Raw genomic sequence first — 20,523 nt, 5'->3', positions numbered from 1 at the left:
AGGGACGAACACCCGCCGTGAGGTCACCGGAATCCGGTGACCTCACGGTGATCAACGGCGGAGATCAGAAACCAGCGCGCGGAAGGCGTCCCGCCCGATCAGGAGTTTGGGGCCGGTGGGGTTCTTGGAGTCGCGGATGCCGATGCCGTCGGGGAGTCCGGCCAGTTCGACGCAGTTGCCCCCGGTGTCCGTGCTGCGCGACGCCTTGCGCCACGTGGGCTCACTCCGGTCCATGTCCTTCTCCCAGGCGGGTGAGGAGCGCTCGGAAGGTGTTGTGGCTGATGAGGAGTTTGGGGCCGGTGGGGTTCTTGGAGTCGCGGATGCCGATGCCGTCGGGGAATCCGGCCAGTTCGACGCATGCTCCGCCGTTGCCCGAGCTGCGCGATGCCTTGCGCCACGTCGGCTCATTCCGGTCCATGATCTTCTCCCATGATGCGGCGGATAATGTCGGCCGAGTGCTTCACCGGCAGGGCCGATGATTTGATCGACTCATAGCACGTGGTCCAGTGGCCGACGTCCTCCGGGCGTTCGATGAATCGGCCGCCCGTCAGATCTTCAGAGTAGGCCACTGTCGTGCCCTCGGGGAGTGTCAGAAGAATGAAGCAGCACGTCAGTCCTGCGTGGGCTCCGGTGTCGAATGGGACGACCTGCAGGCTGACCTTTGGATGGTCGATGATCTTCAGGAGATGCTCGCACTGAGCGTGCATGATCTCCTTTGAGCCGACCGGGCGGCGGAGGACCGTTTCGTCCACCACCACCCACAGCGTCGGGGCGCCCGGGGTGTCGAGGACCGCCTTCCGCTCCATGCGCGCCGTGACGAGCGCGTCTATCTCTTCGGCCGAGTCGCCCGGACGTCCCGCGCGGTGGAGTTCGCGCGCGTAATCCATGGTCTGGAGCAGGCCCGGGATACAGAGTCCCTCGTACCAGCGGATCATCGATGTCTTCTTCTCGACTTCGAGGTACTCGGCGAACCCCGCCGGGAAGCGGCGTGCTTTTTTGAAGTCGAGTGCGCGGACGAGTGCCCCGCCCGTCCCGAGTTCCCGGTCGCACGCCGTGGCGAACTCGATGGAGGAGAGGACCTGTCCCGTCTCCGCGCCGGAGATCAGCGATTCGGAGAAGTTGATGCGTTCGGCGAGCTGGGCCTGCGTCAGCCCGGTCGCCTTGCGGTAATGGCGCAGTTCACGGCCCCAGAGTGCCTGGGGGCTGTACGGGTCGACCATCGCACGGGCCTCCGATTTGTCGGACTTCAAAGACCTCAAAGAAGGCGGGGGGTGCTTCAGGGTCTATTCACAGTGTCGCGATCCGTTCACCCAGAGTATCGCCGGGTGCGCACGCTGGGCGGACACTTCGTCGGAAGGGTGGATCGATGTCGGGTGCTTGTGCGTCGGAGGTTCCTACGGTCGTGCTCGAACGGGACGCGGGGGCTGCGGGGGTGGCTCGGCGGTTCATGGCCGAGCAGTTTCGTGGGTGGGGGATCGCGGACGACTACGCGGCGCGGCTCGTCGCGTGCGAGCTGGTCACCAACGCCTACCGGTACGGGGAGGGGCCGATCGTGGTCCGGGTGTTCCTGGACGAACGCGACGGGCTCCCCGTGATCGAGGTGTGGGACGGCGGCGAGGGGCGGCCCTTGGTGCGGCCGGAGAACTACGCGGACATGCGCGGGCGCGGTCTCTTGCTCGTGGCCGAGATGGCGCACGCCTGGGGCGTCCGTCCGCTGAACGAGGGCGGCAAGGTCGTTTGGGCCAAGTGCGCCGCGTGCTGAGGCTCCTGGTCGTCCGCTATCTGCGGCGGCGGGCCATCCGGCAGATGGGTGAGGCGTTCGATCTGGCGGACGGACGGGACGCGCGCGGGGCCGTGCGGTGTCACGAGCGGGCGACGGTGCTCTGGCGGGCCGTCGAGGTGCTGCGTTGCCCCTGACGGCTGGCACACTGGGGAACGTATGTTCGGGGAATCGGTGGCCGTGGGGCGGGAGTGGCGGGCGCTTGGGCGTTGGACGTCCGGGCGACGCTGGCGCCGCACGCCCGGGGGCCGTACGACCCGGCCTTCCAGGTTCGGGACGGCTTCGTCTGGCGGGCCTCGTTCACCCCGGACGGTCCGGGCACGCTGCGGCTTCGCAAGGTCGGCGACGTCGTGCGGGCGGACGGGTGGGGCCGGGCGCGCAGTGGTTGGTCGACGGGGTGCCGGAGCTGCTCGGGGCCGATGATCCGGCGGAGGAGTTCGTCCCGCTGCACGACGTCCTGCGGGAGCGGGTGCGGCGCCGTCCGGGGTTCCGGGTCGGGCGGACGCGGCGGGTGTTCGAGGCGCTGGTGCCCGCGGTGATGGAGCAGAAGGTGCTGGGCCAGGAGGCGTGGCGGGCCTGGGGGTATCTGGTCCGGCGGTTCGGACGGCCGGCGCCGGGGGCGCCGTGGCTGCGGGTGCCGCCGCCGCCCGCGGTGTGGGCGCGGATCCCGTCGTGGGAGTGGCACAAGGCGGGGCTGGAGGCGGTGCGGGCCCGGACGATCATCGGTGCGGCGCGCGTCGCGGGGCGGCTGGAGGACGATCCGGCGGTGGCGCGGCTCACGTCGCTGCCGGGGATCGGGGTGTGGACGGCCGCGGAGGTGCGGCAGCGGGCGGTGGGCGATCCCGACGCCGTCTCCGTCGGCGACTACAACCTGCCCGGGGTGGTGGGCTGGGCGCTGGCCGGGAAGAAGGTCGACGACGCCGGGATGCTCGAACTGCTGGAGCCGTACGCGGGTCACCGGTACCGGGTCACCCGGCTGCTGGAAGGCTCCGGTGCGCGCCCGCCGCGGCGGGGGCCGCGGCTGGCGATGCGGGACTACCGGTCGTTCTGACGCGGAAAGGGCGCCGCCGCCAGAAGTGGTGGGGCGTCCAGTCGCGGCCGTCGCGGCTGTCGGCGCCGAGGAGGGGGCCGAGGACGGCGAGGGCGATGAGGAGGGCGAGCATGACGATCATGGGTCTGTCCTTCGCTGGTTCGGACGTTCCCGCGCGGTTGCTTCGAGTGTGGACGCGATCATTGTTCAGGTCTAGCTAATGTTCGTGTAGTGATCGTGTTAGAAACACTTCACCGTGAAGGTTCGGGAATAGAAAGCCGCTGATCAAGGCTGTGTGTGTTGACCTTCGCGGGGCCCCCGGCGCGCGAGAGATTATGACGATTGGCATAGAGTGCCCCGCATGGAGGTCACCAGCACCGCGGTGCGCCGGGCCCTGGCCCGCGCGCGTGACGGCAAGACGCTCGACCGATCCGAGGCCACGACCCTGCTGCACGCCCGCGGCGAGCAGCTCGACGACCTGCTGGCGTACGCGGCGCGGACCCGCGACGCCGGGCTCGCGGCGGCCGGCCGTCCCGGCGTCGTCACCTACAGCCGCAAGGTGTTCATCCCGCTGACCCGGCTGTGCCGGGACCGCTGCGGCTACTGCACGTTCGCGACGGTTCCCCACAAACTGGACGCGCCGTATCTGAGCCCCGACGAAGTGCTGGACATCGCGCGGCAGGGCGCGGAAATGGGCTGCAAGGAGGCCCTGTTCACGCTCGGCGACCGTCCCGAGGACCGCTGGAAGCAGGCCCGCGAATGGCTCGACGCGCACGGGTACGACGACACGCTCTCGTACGTGCGCGCGATGGCGATCCGGGTGCTGGAGGAGACCGGGCTGCTGCCGCATCTGAACCCGGGCGTGCTGAGCTGGCGCGACTTCCAGCGCCTCAAGCCCGTCGCGCCGTCCATGGGCATGATGCTCGAGACGACGGCGACGCGGCTGTTCAGCGAGCGGGGCGGCCCGCACTTCGGGTCCCCGGACAAGGACCCCGCGGTGCGGCTGCGCACCCTGGAGGACGCCGGACGGACGAACGTGCCGTTCACCACCGGCATCCTGATCGGCATCGGCGAGACCGTCGGGGAACGGGCCGACGCGATCTTCGAGATCCGCAGGACGATGCGGGAGTACGGCGCGATCCAGGAAGTCATCGTGCAGAACTTCCGGGCGAAGCCCGACACGAAGATGCGCGACGCCCCGGACGCCGAACTGGACGAGCTGGCCGCGACGATCGCGGTGACGCGGCTCGTCCTGGGCCCGAAGGCGCGCATCCAGGCGCCGCCGAACCTGGTGGCGGAGCAGTACGCGCTGATGCTGCGGGCGGGCATCGACGACTGGGGCGGCGTGTCCCCGCTGACGCCCGACCACGTGAACCCCGAGCGGCCGTGGCCGCAGATCGACGAGCTGGCCGAACGGACGGCGGCGTCCGGCTTCGAGCTGCGCGAGCGGCTGACGATCTACCCCGAGTACGTCAAGCGCGGCGAGCCGTGGCTGGACCCGAGGCTGATCGGGCACGTCGCCGCGCTCGCCGACCCCGCGACCGGGCTCGCGCGCGAGGACGCCGTCCTGGAGGGACGCCCGTGGCAGGAGCCCGACGGCGGATTCGAGGCGTCCGGACGGACCGACCTGCACACCGAGATCGACACCACCGGACGCACCAGCGACCGGCGGGACGACTTCGACGAGGTGTACGGCGACTGGGACGCCCTCAAGGAACGCATGGCCGCACCCCAGCGGTTCGACGCCGACGTAAAGGACGCTCTCGCGCGCGCGGAGCGTGACCCGGGCGGGCTCACCGATGACGAGGCCCTCGCCCTACTCCACGCGGACGGCCCCGAACTCGACGCGCTCGCCAAGCTGGCCGATGACCTTCGCAAGGACACGGTCGGCGACGACGTCACGTACGTGGTCACGCGCAACATCAACTTCACGAACGTCTGTTACACCGGCTGCCGGTTCTGCGCGTTCGCGCAGCGGCGGACGGACGCCGACGCGTACACGCTCTCGCTGGAGCAGGTCGCGACCGGGTGGACGAGGCGTGGGCCGCCGGGGCCACCGAGATCTGCATGCAGGGCGGTATCCATCCCGATCTGCCGGGAACCGCGTACTTCGACCTGGCTCGCGAGGTGAAGCGCCGCGCGCCCGGAATCCACCTGCACTCCTACAGCCCGATGGAGGTCGTGAACGGCGCCAGCCGCACCGACATGTCCATCCGGGAGTGGCTGCAGGAGGCGAAGGCGGCCGGTGTCGACTCGCTGCCCGGCACGGCGGCGGAGATCCTGGACGACGACGTCCGCTGGGTGCTCACGAAGGGCAAGCTGCCGGCCGACCAGTGGGTCGAGGTCGTCACCACCGCGCACGAGGTCGGCATCCCGACGACGTCCACGATGATGTACGGGCACGTCGACACCCCCTCGCACTGGGTCGCGCACCTCAAACTGCTGAGGTCGCTGCAGGAGCGGACGGGCGGGTTCAGCGAGTTCGTGCTCCTGCCGTTCGTGCACCACAATTCGCCGATCTACCTCGCAGGGCTCGCTCGTCCCGGACCCACGGTTCGGGAGAACGTCGCCGTGCACGCCTTGGCCCGGATCCTGCTCCATGGCGCGATCCCCAACATCCAGACGTCCTGGGTAAAGCTCGGGGACGAACTGTGCACGCGCGTCCTGCAAGGAGGCGTGAACGACCTGGGCGGCACCCTGATGGAAGAAACCATCAGCCGTATGGCGGGTTCGGAGAACGGTTCGTTCAAGCCCATCAGCGAACTGGAAGCCATCGCCGCGCGCGCGGGCCGTCCCGCCAGGCAGCGCACCACTCTCTACGGGGACGTCCCGGCGGAGCGCATCGAGGCCGCGCGCCGCACGGACGGCATCGGCGAGTTCGGCCGCAAGAGCCTCCCGCTGCAGCCCATCACCTGACCGGTCTCGCGGGGCCGGACGAGCGATTCGTCGGCCCCACGAGGCCGTCAGCGCACGGTGATGAACGCCTCCGCCGACCGCGCCGGACGGACGCGCGGCGGCGCGGCCGGGCGGCCGACGCCCACGGCGCCCATCGGGTCCCAGTCGTCCGGCAGGTCGAGCGCGCTCCGGACGACGTCGCGGCAGAACATCGTGCTCGACACCCAGCAAGACCCGAGGCCCTCGACGGCGAGCGCGACGAGAAGGTTCTGGACGCCCGCGCCCGTCGCGACGACGAACATCTCGCGTTCGGCGCGCGCGCGCCGCTCGTCCGGGTAATCGTGCGACCCGTCCATCACCAGGCACGGGACTACCAGGTACGGGGCGCGGCGCAGCACGTCGCCGCGTCGCAGCCGCTTGGTGATCGACTCGTCGGTGAACCGGTCGCCGCGCAGGTCGGACTCCCACGCGTCGCGCATCGCGTCGAGCAGGCGGGTGCGCGACTCCGCCGATTCGAGCAGGACGAACCGCCACGGCGTCGTGTGGTGCGGCGCGGGCGCGGTGATCGCGGCGTCCACGGCGCGACGCACCGCCGCGCCGTCCACCGGCTCGTCGGTGAACTCCCGGATCGTGCGGCGCGCGCGCAGCACGTCCGAGGAGCCGTACCGGAACATGTCCTCCTCCGGTGGACGGACGAGCGCGCGCGCCCCCGGCCCGTCGTCCGGCGTCACGAGGTCGCCGAGCCCCCGCACGACCGCGATCGGCACCCCGGCGAGCTTGCCCTTCACCAGTTCGGCCGCCGCCGCGACCTCGTCCGCGACCGCCGTGATCGTCGCTTCGAGCCGGTTGCCGTGCTCGTCGTCGCGTCCGCGCAGGTCGTCGAGGGGGGACAGGCCCGCGATGCCGATCGCCGCGTCCGTCAGCCCGTTGCGCCACGGCCGTCCCAGCGTGTCCGACACGATGACCGCCACGTCCTTGCCCGTGTGCGCGCGCACACCGGCCCGTAGGGCACGTGCGGACGCGTCAGGGTCCTCGGGCAGCAGCAGCACCGTTCCGGGGGCCGTGTTGGACGCGTCGACGCCCGCGGCCGCGAGGACGAGCCCCTGCCGCGTCTCCACGATCCGCGTCTCGCCGCGCGCGTGCGCCCGCCGCGCCACGACCCTCACGGTCTCGGCGTCGATGGCCTTCTCCCGGTCGTCGGCGACCAGGACCCGCCCCTCCGCCTTGCTGACGATCTTCGACGTGACGACGAGCACGTCGCCGTCCTCGATCAGCGAGGCGGGGACGAGCGCGGCGACATCGTCGCCCTCGGCGACCTCCGGCAGCCCCGGGATCCCGAAAACCCGCAGCTCCACCCCGTTCACCGCGACGTCCTCGATCACTGGGCTTCCTCGTCTTCCCGCTTCAGTTCCACCGCCAGGTCCAGCGCCGCCCGCGCGAGGTCCGCCGTCGACCCGGCGTCGCTCATCAGCAGCGGCCGCGCGCGCACCTCGACGCCCTCGACCCGGACGTCCGCGTCCGCCTCGGCGACGAGCCAGCCGTCGATCAGACCCGGCCCGTACAGCTCCCCGACCGCCTGGGCCGTCGTCTCCACCCCGATCGCGGTGAGGCACGCGTCCGCCATGCCCCGCACCGGCGCGTCCCCGATGATGGGGGAGACGCCCACGACCGTCTTCGCCGCGACCGCGTCCCGGATGCCCGGCACCGACAGGATCGTCCCGATGCTCACCACCGGGTTCGACGGCGGGAACAGGACCACGTCCGCCGCCTCGATCGCCTTGACGACGCCCGGCGCCGGCTTGGCGTCCTCCGCCCCGACCGGCGCGATCGACAGCGCCGGGAGGGACGCGCGCAGCCGCACCCACCACTCCTGGAAGTGGATCGCGCGCCGCCCCTGCTCGGGATCGTCGACCACGACGTGCGTCTCGACCTGGTCGTCGGTCATCGGGATCAGCCGGACGCCCGGCTTCCACCGGTCGCACAGCGCCTCGGTGACCGCCGACAGCTTGTACCCGGCCTCCAGCATCTGCGTCCGCACGATGTGGGTGGCGAAGTCGCGGTCGCCGAGCCCGAACCAGCCCGGCCCGACCCCGTAGGCGGCGAGTTCGTCCTTGACCGTGAACGTCTCGTCGGTGCGCCCCCAGCCCTGCTCCTCGTTGATCCCGCCGCCGAGCGTGTACATGACGGTGTCGAGATCGGGGCAGACCCGCAGGCCGAACAGCGAGATGTCGTCGCCGGTGTTGCCGATCACGGTGATGTCCGCGTCCGGGACCGCAGACCGGAGCCCGCGCAGGAAGCGGGCCCCGCCGATGCCGCCCGCCAGCGCCACGATGTTCATGCTGATCAGCCTACGGCCTGTCCAGCGGGCCCCGCGGGGTTCCTCGGCACGCCTCCGGTGCGCCTCCGTCCATCCGGGCGCGGACGCGCGAGAATGGACGGGCGGCGACGTTCGGCCGCGGTGACGTTCGACACTCGCGGGCGTCCGGCGCGGACCGGTCCCGGCGGGCTTCGGGTCGGCGCCGCAGTGCCCGCACATCGCCGCAGGACGGTCGCCGAATGGCCGCGTTCGTCCGGCCCGTACCGTTTTGGCGTCCCGCGGGGGACGGAGACGGCGGCGGGCGAGATGTGCAAAGCTTTGCCGTGTCATCGCAATGCCTCGGTCTGGAGAAGTCGCAGTGAACAAGGAAGCCGTCCAGCGCCTGCGCGAACCGGCCGCCTGGGTCCTGCTCGCCGCTGCGGGCGTGCACCTGCTGGCGGGCATCATCCGGTTGCTGGGCGGTAACGGGGAATTCACGTCCCGCGCCTACGACGAGAGCGTCGGCGGGGTGTTCACCGAGGTGTACATCGTCGCGCTCGTGGTCCTCGCGGTGGTGCTCACGAACTGGGGCACGGCGACGCGGCAGGCCCGCAACATCACGATGGGCGCGCTCGGCGTCCTCGGCGGGATCCTGCTGTTCGGCGTGATCAGCTGGCTCGGCGGGATGCTCGCCGAAGGGCCCGACTCGATCTACAAGCTGACGACCTTCCTCATCGGCGCCGCGAAGGTCGCCGTGATGGGCGTCGGCGTCTGGTTCGTCCTGACCGTCTTCCAGGGCATGCAGCCCGCGCGGCCGAAGCCGCAGCCGCAGATGCAGCAGGGCGGTTACCCCGACTTCGGCTACCAGCAGGGCCCTCCCGGGCAGCCGGGCCAGCCGGGGCAGCAGTACGGCCAGCAGGGCGCCTACCCGCAGCAGGGGCAGGCGCAGCAGTACCAGCAGTACGGCCAGCCGGGGCAGCCCGGTCAGCCCGGCCAGCCCCAGGGCGGCGAGCAGTACGGCCAGCAGCAGTACGGCCAGCCCCAGTACGGGCAGCCCGGCCAGCAGTACGGCGGGCAGGAGCAGTACGGCCAGCCCGGCCAGCAGCCCGGCTACCAGCAGCCGGGCCAGCCCGGCCAGACGGGGCAGCCCGGCCAGCCGGGCGCCGCCCCGCAGGGCGAGGACGAGATGGGCGAGTGGACCCGCGCCTACGGCGGCTCCCAGAGCGCCCCGGACCAGGGCCCGCAGGGCACCCAGCCGGCCCCGCCGCAGCAGGGTGAGCAGCGCCCCGAGGACGGCGGCGACTGGTACCGCGACAACCGGTAGCGAACCCGCCCCGGTGAACCGGGGTGATAGGACCGTGACCCGTCCGTGATGGGCGGCGTGATCGGCGGAAGGCGTGCCGCGGGCGGGGCCCGCGGCACGCGCACTTCCCCCCGGTGACCGGCCGATTAACTGATCTTCAGCCAAAGGTCATCGGCTGTATCCCTACATAACCCGCTATGTCCCCCTGCGAACTCGTTCCGCTTGACGGACCGGGCACTACACACGTGTAATTTCGGGGGTGTAGTTTCTATGCCTTCTCGGGGGAAGGAGCCTGAGGGAAGGCATTGATCCAGGGGGCTCCACGGGCAGGGAGGTGCGCTGTGAGCGAGGTGGTCATCCCGCTGGCGCACGGCACAGACGGCGAAGAGTTGGGCTGGCAGGAGCGCGCACTGTGCGCGCAGACGGACCCGGAGGCTTTCTTTCCGGAGAAGGGCGGCTCCACTCGCGAGGCCAAGAAGGTGTGCCGCGCATGCGAGGTGCGTACGGAGTGCTTGGAGTACGCGCTGCAGCACGATGAACGTTTCGGTATTTGGGGCGGGCTGTCCGAGCGAGAACGCCGGAAGCTGAAGCGCCAGGCCGTCTAGGGCCGCGGCCCGGCGGACGGGACGTGCGCCCGGGTACGGGCGCCGCAGACGCCGAAGAAGCCGTGCCGACCACCGCGTCGGCACGGCTTCGCCGTTGTCGCGGTTCTCCGGGGGCGCCCGCTCCGGCCGTCCCGGACGGGGACCGTCGGTCCGGACGACCGTCGGTCCGGACGTCCTACTCGTCGGGGGAGTCGTAGCTCGGGTCGACCGACTCGGGGGACAGGCCGAGCAGGTCGGCGACCTCCTCCACCAGCAGGTCGCGGATCAGCCTGCCCAGCTCCTGCTCCCCGGCCGCGCGCGCCTCGACGGGACGCCGGAACACGACGATGCGGACCGGGCGTCCGCCATCGCCGGGGACGGTCTGGCCGAGCGGGACCGGCCCGTCGAACCCCGGCTCGACGTCCGGGACCTCGGCGACCGTGAACTCCACCCGCGCCAGCTCCTGCTCCCAGTGCTCGCCGAGCCGGCTCACCTCGTCCTCGACGAGGTCGTCGAACCGCTCCGCGCGGGTTCGCGAGATCGGGGCCTGCGGGGGCGCCAGAGGGCCCCGCAGTCCGCGACCGCGTCGATCGCGGCGCCGTACGCCTGCCACACGGGATCGCACCCCCCAAGCGTACCCGCAGGGCCCCCGCGCAACCTCTGGACGCGTCCGTTACGGCGTCTCGCGCCGCAGTGACAAGAAACCGCACAGTACGTGGGCGTTCCCGTGCGGTATGTAGTTCTTGCCCCGGAAATCGGCCGATAGCGGCGACACGTGCGCCCGGGTGGTGGCGGACGCGGCGGGAGCGAGGTACGGTCGGCCATCGTGAGCCCCGTCCGCACTTGCTCCCGCACCGCCTGCAAGGCGCCAGCAGTCTTCACGCTCACGTACGTCTACCGTGACTCCACCGCGGTCCTCGGGCCGCTCGCCGCGTACGCGGAGCCGCACTGCTACGACCTGTGCGCCGAGCACTCCGAGCGGCTCACGGCACCGATGGGCTGGGAACTGGTCCGGCTGCCCGTCGAGGAGGACACCTCGCTCGGCGAGGACGACCTGGAGGCGCTCGCCGACGCGGTCCGCGAGGCCGCGCGCCCCGCGCCCGGCCCCGGCCAGGAGCCGGTCGGCCAGGGCACCGAGGTCGGCCGCCGCGGCCACCTGCGCGTCCTGCGGAGTACTGACTGAGGCGCCCTCGGCGTCGGGCCCTGGGGGCCCTCCTGTTTGCCTGCGTCGCCCTCGGCGTCGGGCTCTGGGGGCCCTCCTGTTTGCCTGCGTCGCCCTCGGCGTCGGGCCCTGGGGGCCCTCCTTCAACGGGCGCCGCGTGCGATTGCTGCATCGCTCCGACTCGCCCAGGGGCTCGCTGCGCGATCAAGTTCTCGCTTCGCTCGAACTTGGCTTCGCTCGCAATCGCGGTTGTACCGGTCCGCTCTGGTTGAGGTGGCGGTTGTACCGGTTCGCTCTGGCCGGGGTGGTAGTCGGGGCGGGTGGCCATGGGAGCTGTGGCGAGTGCGGTAGCAGATAGGCTTCGGTGTCTCGCCAATTGTTTCGGACGGCTCGGACAGGGAGCAGGAGTGGGCGACCTCGCCAAGATCTTCAAGGCGTACGACATCCGCGGTGTCGTGCCGGACGAGCTGGACGCCGCGACCGCCGAGGCGGCCGGTGCGGCGTTCGTCCGGGTGACGGGCGCGAGCGCGATCGTCACCGCCCACGACATGCGGTCCTCGTCGGTCCCGCTCGCCGAGGCGTTCGCCCGGGGCGCGACGGCGCAGGGCGCGGACGTCATCGAGGCCGGGCTCGGCTCCACCGACCTGCTGTACTACGCCAGCGGCAGCCTCGACCTGCCCGGCGCGATGTTCACCGCGAGCCACAACCCGGCCAAGTACAACGGGCTGAAGCTGTGCCGCGCGGGCGCCGCCCGGTCGGCCGCGACACCGGCCTCACCGAGATCCGCGAGCTGATCGAGCAGGGCGTACCGGCCTACGACGGCGAGCCCGGCACGGTGTCCAGGCGGGACGTCCTCAAGGGCTACGCCGACCACCTGAAGACCCTCGTCGACCTGTCCGGCATCCGCCGCCTCAAGGTCGTCGTGGACGCGGGCAACGGCATGGGCGGCCACACGGTCCCGTCGGTGTTCGACGGCCTGCCGATCGACCTCGTCCCCATGTACTTCGAGCTGGACGGGACGTTCCCCAACCACGAGGCGAACCCGATCGAGCCGGAGAACCTGCGCGACCTGCAGGCCAAGGTCCGCGAGACCGGCGCCGACATCGGCCTCGCCTTCGACGGCGACGCCGACCGCTGCTTCGTCGTGGACGAGCGCGGCGAGACCGTCTCCCCGTCCGCCGTCACCGCGCTGGTCGCGACGCGCGAGCTGGCGAAGCACCCGGGGTCGTCGATCGTGCACAACCTGATCACGTCCGCGGCCGTCCCGGAGATCATCTCCGAGCACGGCGGGACGCCCGTCCGCACCCGGGTCGGGCACTCGTTCATCAAGCAGACGATGGCGGAGACGGGTGCGGTGTTCGGCGGCGAGCACTCGGCCCACTTCTACTTCCGCGACTTCTGGTTCGCCGACTCCGGCATGCTCGCCGCCATGCACGTCCTCGCGGCCCTCGGGCAGCAGGACGGGCCGCTGTCGGCGCTGATGGAGGAGTTCACCCGCTACGTCGCGTCCGGCGAGATCAACAGCGAGGTCGACGACCAGGCGGCCGCCGCCGCGAAGGTGCGGCAGGACTTCGCCGGGCGCCCCGGCACGACGATCGACGAACTCGACGGCCTCACCGTCGCGAACGAGGACGAGGGCTGGTGGTTCAACCTGCGCCCGTCCAACACCGAGCCGCTGCTGCGCCTCAACGCGGAGGCCGGCGACGAGAAGACCATGGCGGAGCTCCGCGACGAGGTCCTGGCCATTGTGAGGGAGAAGTGACGATGAAGCTCGACTCCTGGCTGCTGGAGATCCTCGCCTGCCCGAACTGCGGCGGCGGGCTGCGCGCCGACGACGGCGCGGACGAGCTGGTGTGCACCGGGTCGTGCGCGTACGCCTACCCGGTCCGCGACGACATCCCGGTGCTCCTGGTCGACGAGGCCCGGACGCCGGCTTCGTGAGCGTCGGGCTCGACCCGGGGCGGCTCGACGAGATCTCCGCGATCGAGGCGGCCGACCCCGGCGGGATGCTGCGGCAGGTCGCGTCGTCGGCCGCGCAGATCCGGGAGGCGCGCCGCGCCGCGGACGAGGCGGGCATCGCCTCGCTCGCCGACGACGGACGCCCCCGCGCGATCATCGTGACCGGAATGGGCGGTTCGGGCATTTCCGGCGACGTCCTCTCCGCGATCTGCGGCACCGGCTGCCCGGTGCCGGTCACGACCGTGCGCGGCTACCGGCTGCCCGGCTGGGTCGGCGCCGCCGACCTGGTCATCGCCGTGTCCTGCTCGGGCGGGACGGAGGAGACCCTCGCCGTCGCGGCGGAGGCGGCCCGGCGCGGCTGCCGACTGCTGTTCGTCGGCGGGACCGGCTCGCCGCTCGCCGAACTGGCCGAGCGGACGCGCGCGCCGTTCGTCCCCGTCCGTTCCGTGGGGCAGCCGCGGTCGACGCTGTGGGGGCTGACGATCCCGCTGATCCTCGCGGCGCGCACGCTGGGCCTCGCGGACGCGCCCGACGCCGTCCTGGAGGCGACTGCGACCCGGCTGGAGGACGTCGCGCACCGCTGCCGCCCGTCCAGCGAACCGTTCGTCAACCCGGCGAAGCGGATCGCGCTGGACCTCGCGGGCGACGTGCCGCTGGTGTGGGGGTCGTCCGCGCTGGCGGGCACCGCCGCGTACCGGCTGTGCTGCCAGCTCAACGAGAACGCCAAGTACCCGGCGGTGCCCGGCGAGCTGCCGGAGGCGAACCACAACCAGGTGATGGCGTTCGACGGGTTCTTCGCGCGGGGCGCCGCGTCCGACGACCCCGACGACTTCTTCCGCGACCGGACCGACGAGGCCGAACACGGCCTCCACCTGGTCGTCCTCCGCGACACCGAGGAGCATCCGCAGGCGCGCAAGCGCGCCGACGCGTCCGTCGAGACGGCCCGCGACCGCGGCGTCGCGGTCACCGAGCTCAAGGCCGAGGGCGAGCATCCGCTGGAAAGAATCGCGACACTCATCGCGCTCGCGGACTACGTCACGGTTTACTTGGCTGTCGCACTGGGCGTGGACCCCACGCCCGTGCCTGCCATTCAAGAGCTCAAGGCGAGGATTGCAACATGAGTGCTGAGGGTGGGACCAAGGCCATCGTGGCCGCGTTGGCCGCCAACCTTGGAATCGCGGTGTCGAAGTTCGTGGCGTTCGTGTTCACGGGTTCGTCGTCCATGCTGGCCGAGTCGATCCACTCGGTAGCCGACTCCGGGAACCAGGGACTGCTGCTGGTCGGCCGCAAGCGCTCCGAGCGCCGCCGCACCCCGAAGCACCCGTTCGGCTACGGCCGCGAACGGTACTTCTACGCGTTCGTCGTCGCGGTCGTGCTGTTCACGGTCGGGTCCGCGTTCTCCCTGTACGAGGGCTACCACAAGATCTCCCATCCGGAGGAGGTCAAGTCCGCGGGCTGGGCGTTCGGTGTGCTGATCGCCGCGATCGTCATGGAACTGTTCTCGTTCCGGACGGCGATCGTGGAGTCGAACCGCATCCGGGGCGACAAGTCCTGGTGGGCGTTCATCCGCCGCGCGAAGGCCCCCGAGCTCCCGGTCGTCCTCCTGGAGGACCTCGCCGCCCTCCTCGGACTCTTCCTCGCGCTGTTCGGCGTCACGATGGCGGTCGTCACCGGCGACGGCATCTGGGACGGCATCGGCACCGTCGCGATCGGCGTCCTGCTCGGCGCGGTCGCCACGATCCTGGCGATCGAGACCAAGAGCCTGCTGATCGGCGAGGGCGCCGACCCCGAGCAGGAGGACCGCATCGTGGCCGCGCTGGAGTCGGTCGAAGAGGTCGACCACGTCATGCACATCCGCACCCAGTACGTGGGCCCCGAGGAGATGCTGATCGCGGCCAAGATCGCGGTGGACCACGACGACACCGCCGCCGAGGTCGCCCGCGGCATCGACGCCGCCGAAGCGAAGATCCGCGCCGAGTTCCCCGAAGCGCGGCTGATCTACCTTGAGCCCGCGCTGGACGAAGCCGGGCGCAAAGCCCCCGTGGAAGCCGAAGCCCCCGCGCCCGAAGCCCCCACGTCCGAATCTCCCGCGTCTTGACGTCCCGACGCCGGCCCGCGTCCCTCGCCGGTCGGCGGCACTGCCGTGCCGGTCGACCCCAGCCCAGGTGAGACCGGCGGGCTCCTCCGAGGAGGGTGCCGCCGTCCGGCGAGGTGCTTCCCTTGCGGCCCGCCCGGACCCCTGAACCCGGACGGTCTGGTGTGACCGCGGCGACCGTCGCCGAACCCCCTACGTCGGCTGCGGTCGCCGTCGCGGTCACGATTCAACGTTACGTTCGCGCCGGTCGCCGTCGCGTCCACCGGAAGGAGGGAAACCGGGTCGTCCTCCAGGGGGACGCGCGGCGTCGGCATACCTCCCGACGGTGAGTCCATATGGGCCTCGCAGAGGTCACTATGTAGGCGTGACATCCGACGACGACACCCGGACCGGGCCGGATCCCGCGCGGTTCGGCCCCGCGCTCGCGCATCACGCGTGGCGGCTGTCGGGCCGGATCGTGGCGGGGGTGGGCCAGCTCCTGCTGTGGATCCTCACCGGCATCGGACGGCTGCTGCGCCCGCTCGCGGTCCGCGTCGCCACCAAGCTGACCGGTACCGGCCGCGAACAACCCGCCGCACCATACGGGACGCCCGGCCCGTACGGGCCACCCGGAGCCCCCGGCCCGTACGGGACGGCGCCAGGGCCGCCCGGCGGGGCACGGGGCGCCGGGCAGGCGGCGCCGCTGCCGCGGTGGGCGACGCCGTGGCGCGAGGCCGTCCGGTCGTGGTGGTTCGCGCCGCTGACCGGCCTCGCCCTCACCGTCGCCGCGCTCGCCGAGCTGTCCCCGCGCGCGGAGACGCCGATCAGCGTCGCGGGGGCCTTCGCGGTCGCCTCGACGCTCCCGCTGGTGTGGCGGCGCGAGTACCTGCGGCCCGTCGCCGCCGTCGTGCTCGGCGCGTTCGCCGCGAGCCTGCTCACCGGCCAGGTCGTCCTGTTCACGACCGGGTTCGCGGCCCTCTACACGCTGTACGCGCTCGGACGGGAACTCCCGCGGCAGTCCACGGGCGTCCTCGCCGTCGGGAGCGTCGTCACCGTCGCGGTCGTGTACCTGACGACGTTCACCCTCGACGACGTCCCGTGGCCCGCGACGATCGTCGCCGTCCTCGCCGCGATCGGCCTCGGCGACGCCCGCACGGTCGTCGAGACCGCCGAACGCACCGAGGCCGCGGCGGCCGAACGCACCAACGAGACCCTCACCCGGCTCACCGCCGTCCAGCGCGAGCAGGCGGTCATGCGCGAGCGCGCCCGGATCGCCCGCGAACTGCACGACGTCGTCGCGCACTCCGTCTCCATGATCGCCGTGCAGGCCGAGACCGCGCCCTACACCATGCAGGACCTCTCCCCGGAGGCCCGCGAGGGGTACACCGAGATCGCCAAGACCGCCCGCGAGGCCCTCGTGGAGATGCGGCGGCTGCTCAGCGTGCTGCGCGCCGACGCCAAGCCCGAACCGGACGCCGCGAACTCGCCGCAGCCCCGCCTCGACCGGCTCCCCGACCTCATCGAGCAGCACCGCGGCGCGGGCGGCCGCGTCGACCTCGCCGTGCACGGCGACCCCGGCGACATGTCCGCGACCGTCGAACTGTCGGCGTACCGGATCGTCCAGGAGGCCCTCACGAACGCGCGGCGGCACGCCCCCGGCGCCGAGGTGCACGTCGACCTGGTGTTCCTGCCCGACCGGATCGCCGTCCGGGTCCGTGACGACGGCCCGTCCGCTCCGGCGGGGTCCGAGCACGGCTCGTCCGATCCGACCATGGTGCTGGACCGCGACGACATCGCCTCCCGCACCGCCGTTCTCGACCCGGGCGGGGCCGCCGGGCCCGCCGGCCGGGGCGAGGCGGACCGGACGCGCGTGGAAGGCATGCCGTCCGCCGGACACGGTCTCGTCGGGATGCGGGAACGTGCGACGATGCTGGGCGGGCGGTTCTCCGCCGGTCCCGCCACCGAAGGCGGGTTCCTGGTGGAGGCCGAGCTTCCGCTGCACAGGGAGGAGCCGGGCGATGGAGGCGGACGAGGGCGGTAGCGCGGGGCGGCAACGGTGATCAAGGTGCTGATCGTCGACGACCAGACGATCGTGCGGGCCGGCTTCGCCGCGCTCCTCGCCGCGCAGGAGGACATCACCGTCACCGGTGAGGCGGGCGACGGCCGCGAGGCCGTGCGGCTCGCCGAACTGAACCGGCCCGACGTCGTCGTCATGGACATCCGGATGCCCGGCATGGACGGCATCGAGGCCACCCGCCGCATCCTCGCGCTGCCCGGCGCCGACAGTGTCCGGGTGCTCGTCCTGACGACGTTCGACGTCGACGAGTACGTCTACGACGCCCTCGCCGTCGGTGCGAGCGGCTTCCTGCTCAAGGCGCGACGGCCGACGAGCTCGTCTCGGCCGTCCGCGTCGTGGCGCGCGGCGACTCGCTGCTCGCGCCGCAGGTCACCGGCAGGCTCATCCGCGAGTTCAGTAAGCAGCGCCGCAGCCGCCCGCAGGCCCCGGCGGAGCTGGCGACCCTCACCGCGCGCGAGACCGAGGTCCTGGTGCTGATCGCCGGGGGCCTGTCGAACTCGGAGATCGCCCGGCGGCTCGTCGTCAGCGAGCACACCGTCAAGACGCACGTCGCCCGCGTCTTCACCAAGCTCGGCCTGCGCGACCGCGCCCAGGCGTGATGCTCGCGTACGAGTCGGGCGTCGTCGTCCCCGGCGAAAGCACCGCCTGACCGTCGGACGGGCGGTGGTGCGGCGGCGCGGCCGGGGGCGGCGCTCCCCGCGGCCCCGCCGCCGCCGTCTCGGTCAGCCGATCGTGAACCCGGCGCCGACGCCGCCCTGCTCGTCCATGTCGGCGAGGACACTGGTGATCGGGGTGAAGTGCTGGCCGCCCCACGCGATGCCGGCCAGCTCGGTGCCGTTGACGACCGGGGCGCCGGAGTCGCCGCCCCACGTCCAGATCAGCGTCCAGTACCAGGGGCCGTCGGCGCCGAGCGTCGCGCCGCAGGTCAGGCCGGTGCGGTGGCCCTGCTTGCACATGCGCGTGCCGTACGGGGGCACCTCGCCGACGGACGTGACCGTGGACGAACCGGACGGGCTGGTGACGGTGTCCGTGGGCGTGACCTTCTCCGGGTCGAGCTTGATCACCGCGTAGTCGAGGCCCTGGGGCCCGCCCGCGACGTAGTTGTTGGGCTCGCTCACGTAGGTCACTTCGCCGATCGGCCCGATGTCCACGGTCTCCTGGGTGATCTCCAGCGGAGCCGGGCTGTCCCACGTCCCGGCGGGCGTGGTGTCCAGGTGGACCTCCTGGCCCACGAGCTTGTTGCCCTCGTCGTCGATGAAGCAGTGCGCGTTGGACAACCCCACGAGGTTTCCGGCGTTGTCGTGGCCGATCGCCGTGAGCGTGCACACGGTGAAGCCCGTGACCTGGCCTTCCGCGTCCACAGCGAGCCTCGGGACGATGCCCGTGCCGGCGCCGATCGGGATCGTCGTTTCCGCCTGGGCGGTCGTGACCGGGGCGGTGAGGCAGGCCGCCGCGACCGCGCCGAGGGCGCAGAGTCTGAGAAGCAAGCGAGACATCCGTGCTTTCCCTTCCAGAGGAGCAAGGCTGGAAGGAAGTCAAACAGACAAGAATGTCTTTTGGGAGTGTGGGGCGCGTCACCCGGTTTCCGGTTCCGGAAACGGGCTGGTCGGGCCGGGTGGAGCGCCGTTTCAGGCGCCGGGCGAGGCATGCTCCGCCTGTCCGAATTGGAGGGAGTTGGGGGAAATTAGTCTCTGCCGGCCCGGGCGGACACGATCCCTCCGATGGCGAGCCCGGCACCGATCATGAGCAACCCGAACCCGGGGCCCGCCCGAGAGGGACGGCCGGCCCGAACTCCTCGTCGACCTTCCCGGCGGTGAACGCGCGCCCCCCGAGCGCGCGGGCCCGCACCCGTTCGGGCGGGGCGTCGGCCCGGCGGACGCCCAGCCGCACGTCGTCCCAGTCGGCGTCCAGGGTGCCGGTGCGGCGCGTCCCGTCGACCGTCCACGTCGCGCCGTCGAAACTCGGGTCGGACTGCCGCGCCCCGCGCGTCATGTACGAGTACGAGTCCGGCAGGGTGACGAGCACGTCCTCGCCGTACTCCCACGTGTACTCGGCCGTCCGCGAGACGACGAACGCCGCGCCGCCGAGCGCGATCAGCAGCGCGCCCAAGGCGAGGACGAGCAGCCCGACGGGACGTGCGTGCGGCGTCAGCCCCAGCGCGACCCCGACGGCGAACAGGGCGACGGCGAGGACCAGCAGCGGGATCCCGACGATCCGCACCGGCGGCAGCGCGCACATGACCCCGCCGATGACGACTCCCCAGAACCCCACGAACGCGGCGACGAAGCCCAGTTCGCCGCGCAGCCCGTCTCCCGGACCGCCGCCCGGCCCGTTGCCGCCCACCGGGTACCGGGCGGTCACGCCGCCGCCTCCGGCTCCGTGCCCGGCCGGGCGTCGCCGCCCCGCCCGGCCGTCCTGCGGTCGTCCAGCGCGACGCCGACAGCAGCGGTGATCGCGACGACGGCGACGCCCCCGACCAGCAGCCCGATACCGAGGGGCCGCCGGTCGCCGTCGAAACACCACACGAGGCCGAGGACGGCCGTTGCCGGCCCCGCGATGCCGAGCAGGCAGCCGACGACCGTCTCTCCGGTGTGGTCCTTGCCGTCCGCCGCCACCGGCGCCCGCAGCGGCCCGTCCGGTTCCAGCCTCAGGTCCTCCAGGGCCGGGAGCCGGGCCGGTCCGCCGTGGTCCCGCCAGAAGCCGTCCGCGATCCCGTCCAGCAGGCTTCCGATGGCGTCGAGCATCTCGACGAGCGATTCGTCGCTCACCCGTCCGTTCAGGACGAACGCCGCTTCGGCGTCCTCGACCAGCACCCGGTTGTCGTCCATGCCCGTGCTCCGGAGGCCGCGCCCCCGCTGCAGCAGTGTCCGCAGCCCGCCGGTGAAACCGTCCCCCAGTTCCGCCGCCGCCCCCTCCGGCGGCCCCTCCAGCCGGACCAGCACCTGGGGGAGCGCGGCGGGCAGCCGGACCACCACGAGGGTCTCGTCGATGGTCTGCACATTCGCGTCCCCCACGTCGACGACGTGCTGCACGTCGGCGACCAGCCACTGCCGCCCGCCGTACGCGCCCTGCGCCGCATTGACCGCGCGGACGTGATGGCCGCCCCGCCCGAAGGGATCGCCGCGCCACCGGCCCAAGATCGCCTCCGGGTCGCCCCAGAGGGCGAACCGCCACCCGCGCTCCTCCGCGAACCTCCTCCGCCGCCGTCCCATCGCGCCCCGGCGGACGCCCAGATAGACCAGGGACAGGATCGCCGGAGCCGCCACGACCAAGCCCGCACCGACGACCCACAAGATGCCGCTCATGCCGTCTTCCCATCGTTTCCGGCCCCCAGGCTCGCCCCCGCCGGTACACGGCCGGTAC

At 72.2% G+C, this 20,523-nt stretch carries 19 protein-coding genes and 3 pseudogenes; 13 read left to right on the top strand and 9 right to left on the bottom strand.

Features of this window, described 5'->3' with window-relative positions; genetic code table 11:
- Window positions 1-51: 51 nt before the first annotated feature.
- The 3 genes from BJF79_RS01740 to BJF79_RS01730 are packed head-to-tail and all read right to left on the bottom strand — an operon-like array spanning window position 52 to window position 1,220.
- Entirely contained in the window at window positions 52-234 is a 183-nt protein-coding gene (locus tag BJF79_RS01740) for a DUF397 domain-containing protein (RefSeq protein WP_075894686.1), read from the bottom strand.
- A complete protein-coding gene (locus BJF79_RS01735) occupies window positions 221-418 on the bottom strand; it encodes a DUF397 domain-containing protein (protein ID WP_075894685.1) in 198 nt (65 codons plus the stop codon). The genes BJF79_RS01740 and BJF79_RS01735 overlap by 14 nt, the downstream gene beginning before the upstream one ends.
- On the bottom strand, window positions 405-1,220 hold the full coding sequence (locus tag BJF79_RS01730; protein WP_075894684.1) for a helix-turn-helix domain-containing protein: 816 nt from the start codon (window positions 1,218-1,220) through the stop codon (window positions 405-407). Before BJF79_RS01730 ends, BJF79_RS01735 begins: the two co-directional genes overlap by 14 nt.
- A gap of 182 nt (window positions 1,221-1,402) precedes the next feature.
- On the opposite strand from BJF79_RS01730, the gene BJF79_RS01725 reads away from it, so the two are divergent.
- The 4 genes and pseudogenes from BJF79_RS01725 (at window position 1,403) to BJF79_RS01715 (ending at window position 5,726) form a co-directional block, all read left to right on the top strand.
- Window positions 1,403-1,762 carry an ATP-binding protein gene (locus BJF79_RS01725; RefSeq protein ID WP_158079061.1) on the top strand — a complete coding sequence of 120 codons (360 nt, stop codon included), beginning with the start codon at window positions 1,403-1,405 and terminating at the stop codon, window positions 1,760-1,762.
- Complete coding sequence (locus tag BJF79_RS55035; protein ID WP_158079060.1) at window positions 1,756-1,917, top strand: hypothetical protein; 162 nt, start codon at window positions 1,756-1,758, stop codon at window positions 1,915-1,917. The genes BJF79_RS01725 and BJF79_RS55035 overlap by 7 nt, the downstream gene beginning before the upstream one ends.
- 260 nt (window positions 1,918-2,177) lie before the next feature.
- Entirely contained in the window at window positions 2,178-2,831 is a 654-nt protein-coding gene (locus BJF79_RS01720; RefSeq protein ID WP_262401384.1) for a DNA-3-methyladenine glycosylase family protein, read from the top strand.
- Between the two features lie 340 nt (window positions 2,832-3,171).
- Window positions 3,172-5,726 (top strand): annotated as a pseudogene (locus BJF79_RS01715) (bifunctional FO biosynthesis protein CofGH).
- Window positions 5,727-5,773: 47 nt separating this feature from the next.
- Here BJF79_RS01715 and BJF79_RS01710 read toward each other — a convergent pair.
- Together BJF79_RS01710 and cofD are read right to left on the bottom strand one after the other, a co-directional pair.
- Window positions 5,774-7,060 carry a coenzyme F420-0:L-glutamate ligase gene (locus BJF79_RS01710; protein ID WP_143219642.1) on the bottom strand — a complete coding sequence of 429 codons (1,287 nt, stop codon included), beginning with the start codon at window positions 7,058-7,060 and terminating at the stop codon, window positions 5,774-5,776.
- 23 nt (window positions 7,061-7,083) lie between these two features.
- Window positions 7,084-8,043 (bottom strand): 2-phospho-L-lactate transferase, encoded by a 960-nt coding sequence (gene cofD, locus BJF79_RS01705; RefSeq protein WP_075894682.1) that lies wholly within the window; start codon window positions 8,041-8,043, stop codon window positions 7,084-7,086.
- Window positions 8,044-8,380: 337 nt separating this feature from the next.
- Between cofD and BJF79_RS56970 the strand changes: the two genes are divergently transcribed.
- Window positions 8,381-9,325, top strand: a complete 945-nt coding sequence (locus tag BJF79_RS56970) for a hypothetical protein (protein ID WP_075894681.1) — start codon at window positions 8,381-8,383, stop codon at window positions 9,323-9,325.
- A gap of 320 nt (window positions 9,326-9,645) precedes the next feature.
- Entirely contained in the window at window positions 9,646-9,909 is a 264-nt protein-coding gene (locus BJF79_RS01695; protein WP_021594342.1) for a WhiB family transcriptional regulator, read from the top strand.
- A 175-nt stretch (window positions 9,910-10,084) separates the two neighbouring features.
- On the opposite strand, the gene BJF79_RS01690 is transcribed toward BJF79_RS01695, so the two are convergent.
- Window positions 10,085-10,501 (bottom strand): metallopeptidase family protein, encoded by a 417-nt coding sequence (locus BJF79_RS01690; RefSeq protein ID WP_075894680.1) that lies wholly within the window; start codon window positions 10,499-10,501, stop codon window positions 10,085-10,087.
- A gap of 213 nt (window positions 10,502-10,714) precedes the next feature.
- Between BJF79_RS01690 and BJF79_RS01685 the strand changes: the two genes are divergently transcribed.
- The 7 genes and pseudogenes from BJF79_RS01685 (at window position 10,715) to BJF79_RS01655 (ending at window position 17,809) form a co-directional block, all read left to right on the top strand.
- Window positions 10,715-11,071 (top strand): DUF3499 domain-containing protein, encoded by a 357-nt coding sequence (locus tag BJF79_RS01685; protein WP_075894679.1) that lies wholly within the window; start codon window positions 10,715-10,717, stop codon window positions 11,069-11,071.
- A gap of 386 nt (window positions 11,072-11,457) precedes the next feature.
- Window positions 11,458-12,812 (top strand): annotated as a pseudogene (locus tag BJF79_RS01680) (phosphomannomutase/phosphoglucomutase).
- Window positions 12,813-12,814: 2 nt separating this feature from the next.
- A complete protein-coding gene (locus BJF79_RS01675) occupies window positions 12,815-12,991 on the top strand; it encodes a Trm112 family protein (RefSeq protein ID WP_187356943.1) in 177 nt (58 codons plus the stop codon).
- Complete coding sequence (locus BJF79_RS01670) at window positions 12,988-14,130, top strand: bifunctional phosphoglucose/phosphomannose isomerase (protein WP_075894677.1); 1,143 nt, start codon at window positions 12,988-12,990, stop codon at window positions 14,128-14,130. The genes BJF79_RS01675 and BJF79_RS01670 overlap by 4 nt, the downstream gene beginning before the upstream one ends.
- Entirely contained in the window at window positions 14,127-15,107 is a 981-nt protein-coding gene (locus tag BJF79_RS01665; protein ID WP_075894676.1) for a cation diffusion facilitator family transporter, read from the top strand. Before BJF79_RS01670 ends, BJF79_RS01665 begins: the two co-directional genes overlap by 4 nt.
- Window positions 15,108-15,468: 361 nt before the next feature.
- Window positions 15,469-17,124 (top strand): histidine kinase, encoded by a 1,656-nt coding sequence (locus tag BJF79_RS01660; RefSeq protein WP_075894675.1) that lies wholly within the window; start codon window positions 15,469-15,471, stop codon window positions 17,122-17,124.
- Between the two features lie 15 nt (window positions 17,125-17,139).
- Window positions 17,140-17,809, top strand: a pseudogene (locus BJF79_RS01655) (response regulator).
- A gap of 73 nt (window positions 17,810-17,882) precedes the next feature.
- Here BJF79_RS01655 and BJF79_RS01650 read toward each other — a convergent pair.
- From BJF79_RS01650 to BJF79_RS01640, 3 genes are all read right to left on the bottom strand, one after another.
- Entirely contained in the window at window positions 17,883-18,647 is a 765-nt protein-coding gene (locus tag BJF79_RS01650) for a S1 family peptidase (RefSeq protein ID WP_262401383.1), read from the bottom strand.
- Between the two features lie 253 nt (window positions 18,648-18,900).
- Entirely contained in the window at window positions 18,901-19,521 is a 621-nt protein-coding gene (locus BJF79_RS01645; protein ID WP_075894673.1) for a hypothetical protein, read from the bottom strand.
- The gene (locus BJF79_RS01640) at window positions 19,518-20,465 is read right to left on the bottom strand and encodes a hypothetical protein (protein WP_075894672.1); all 948 of its coding nucleotides are present in this window, start codon (window positions 20,463-20,465) and stop codon (window positions 19,518-19,520) included. Before BJF79_RS01640 ends, BJF79_RS01645 begins: the two co-directional genes overlap by 4 nt.
- Window positions 20,466-20,523 lie beyond the last annotated feature (58 nt).

This window comes from Actinomadura sp. CNU-125 (assembly GCF_001942465.1).
Taxonomy (GTDB): Bacteria; Actinomycetota; Actinomycetes; order Streptosporangiales; family Streptosporangiaceae; genus Spirillospora.
Note: the sequence above shows the minus strand (reverse complement) of the source record. Positions and strands in the feature narration are given on the sequence as shown.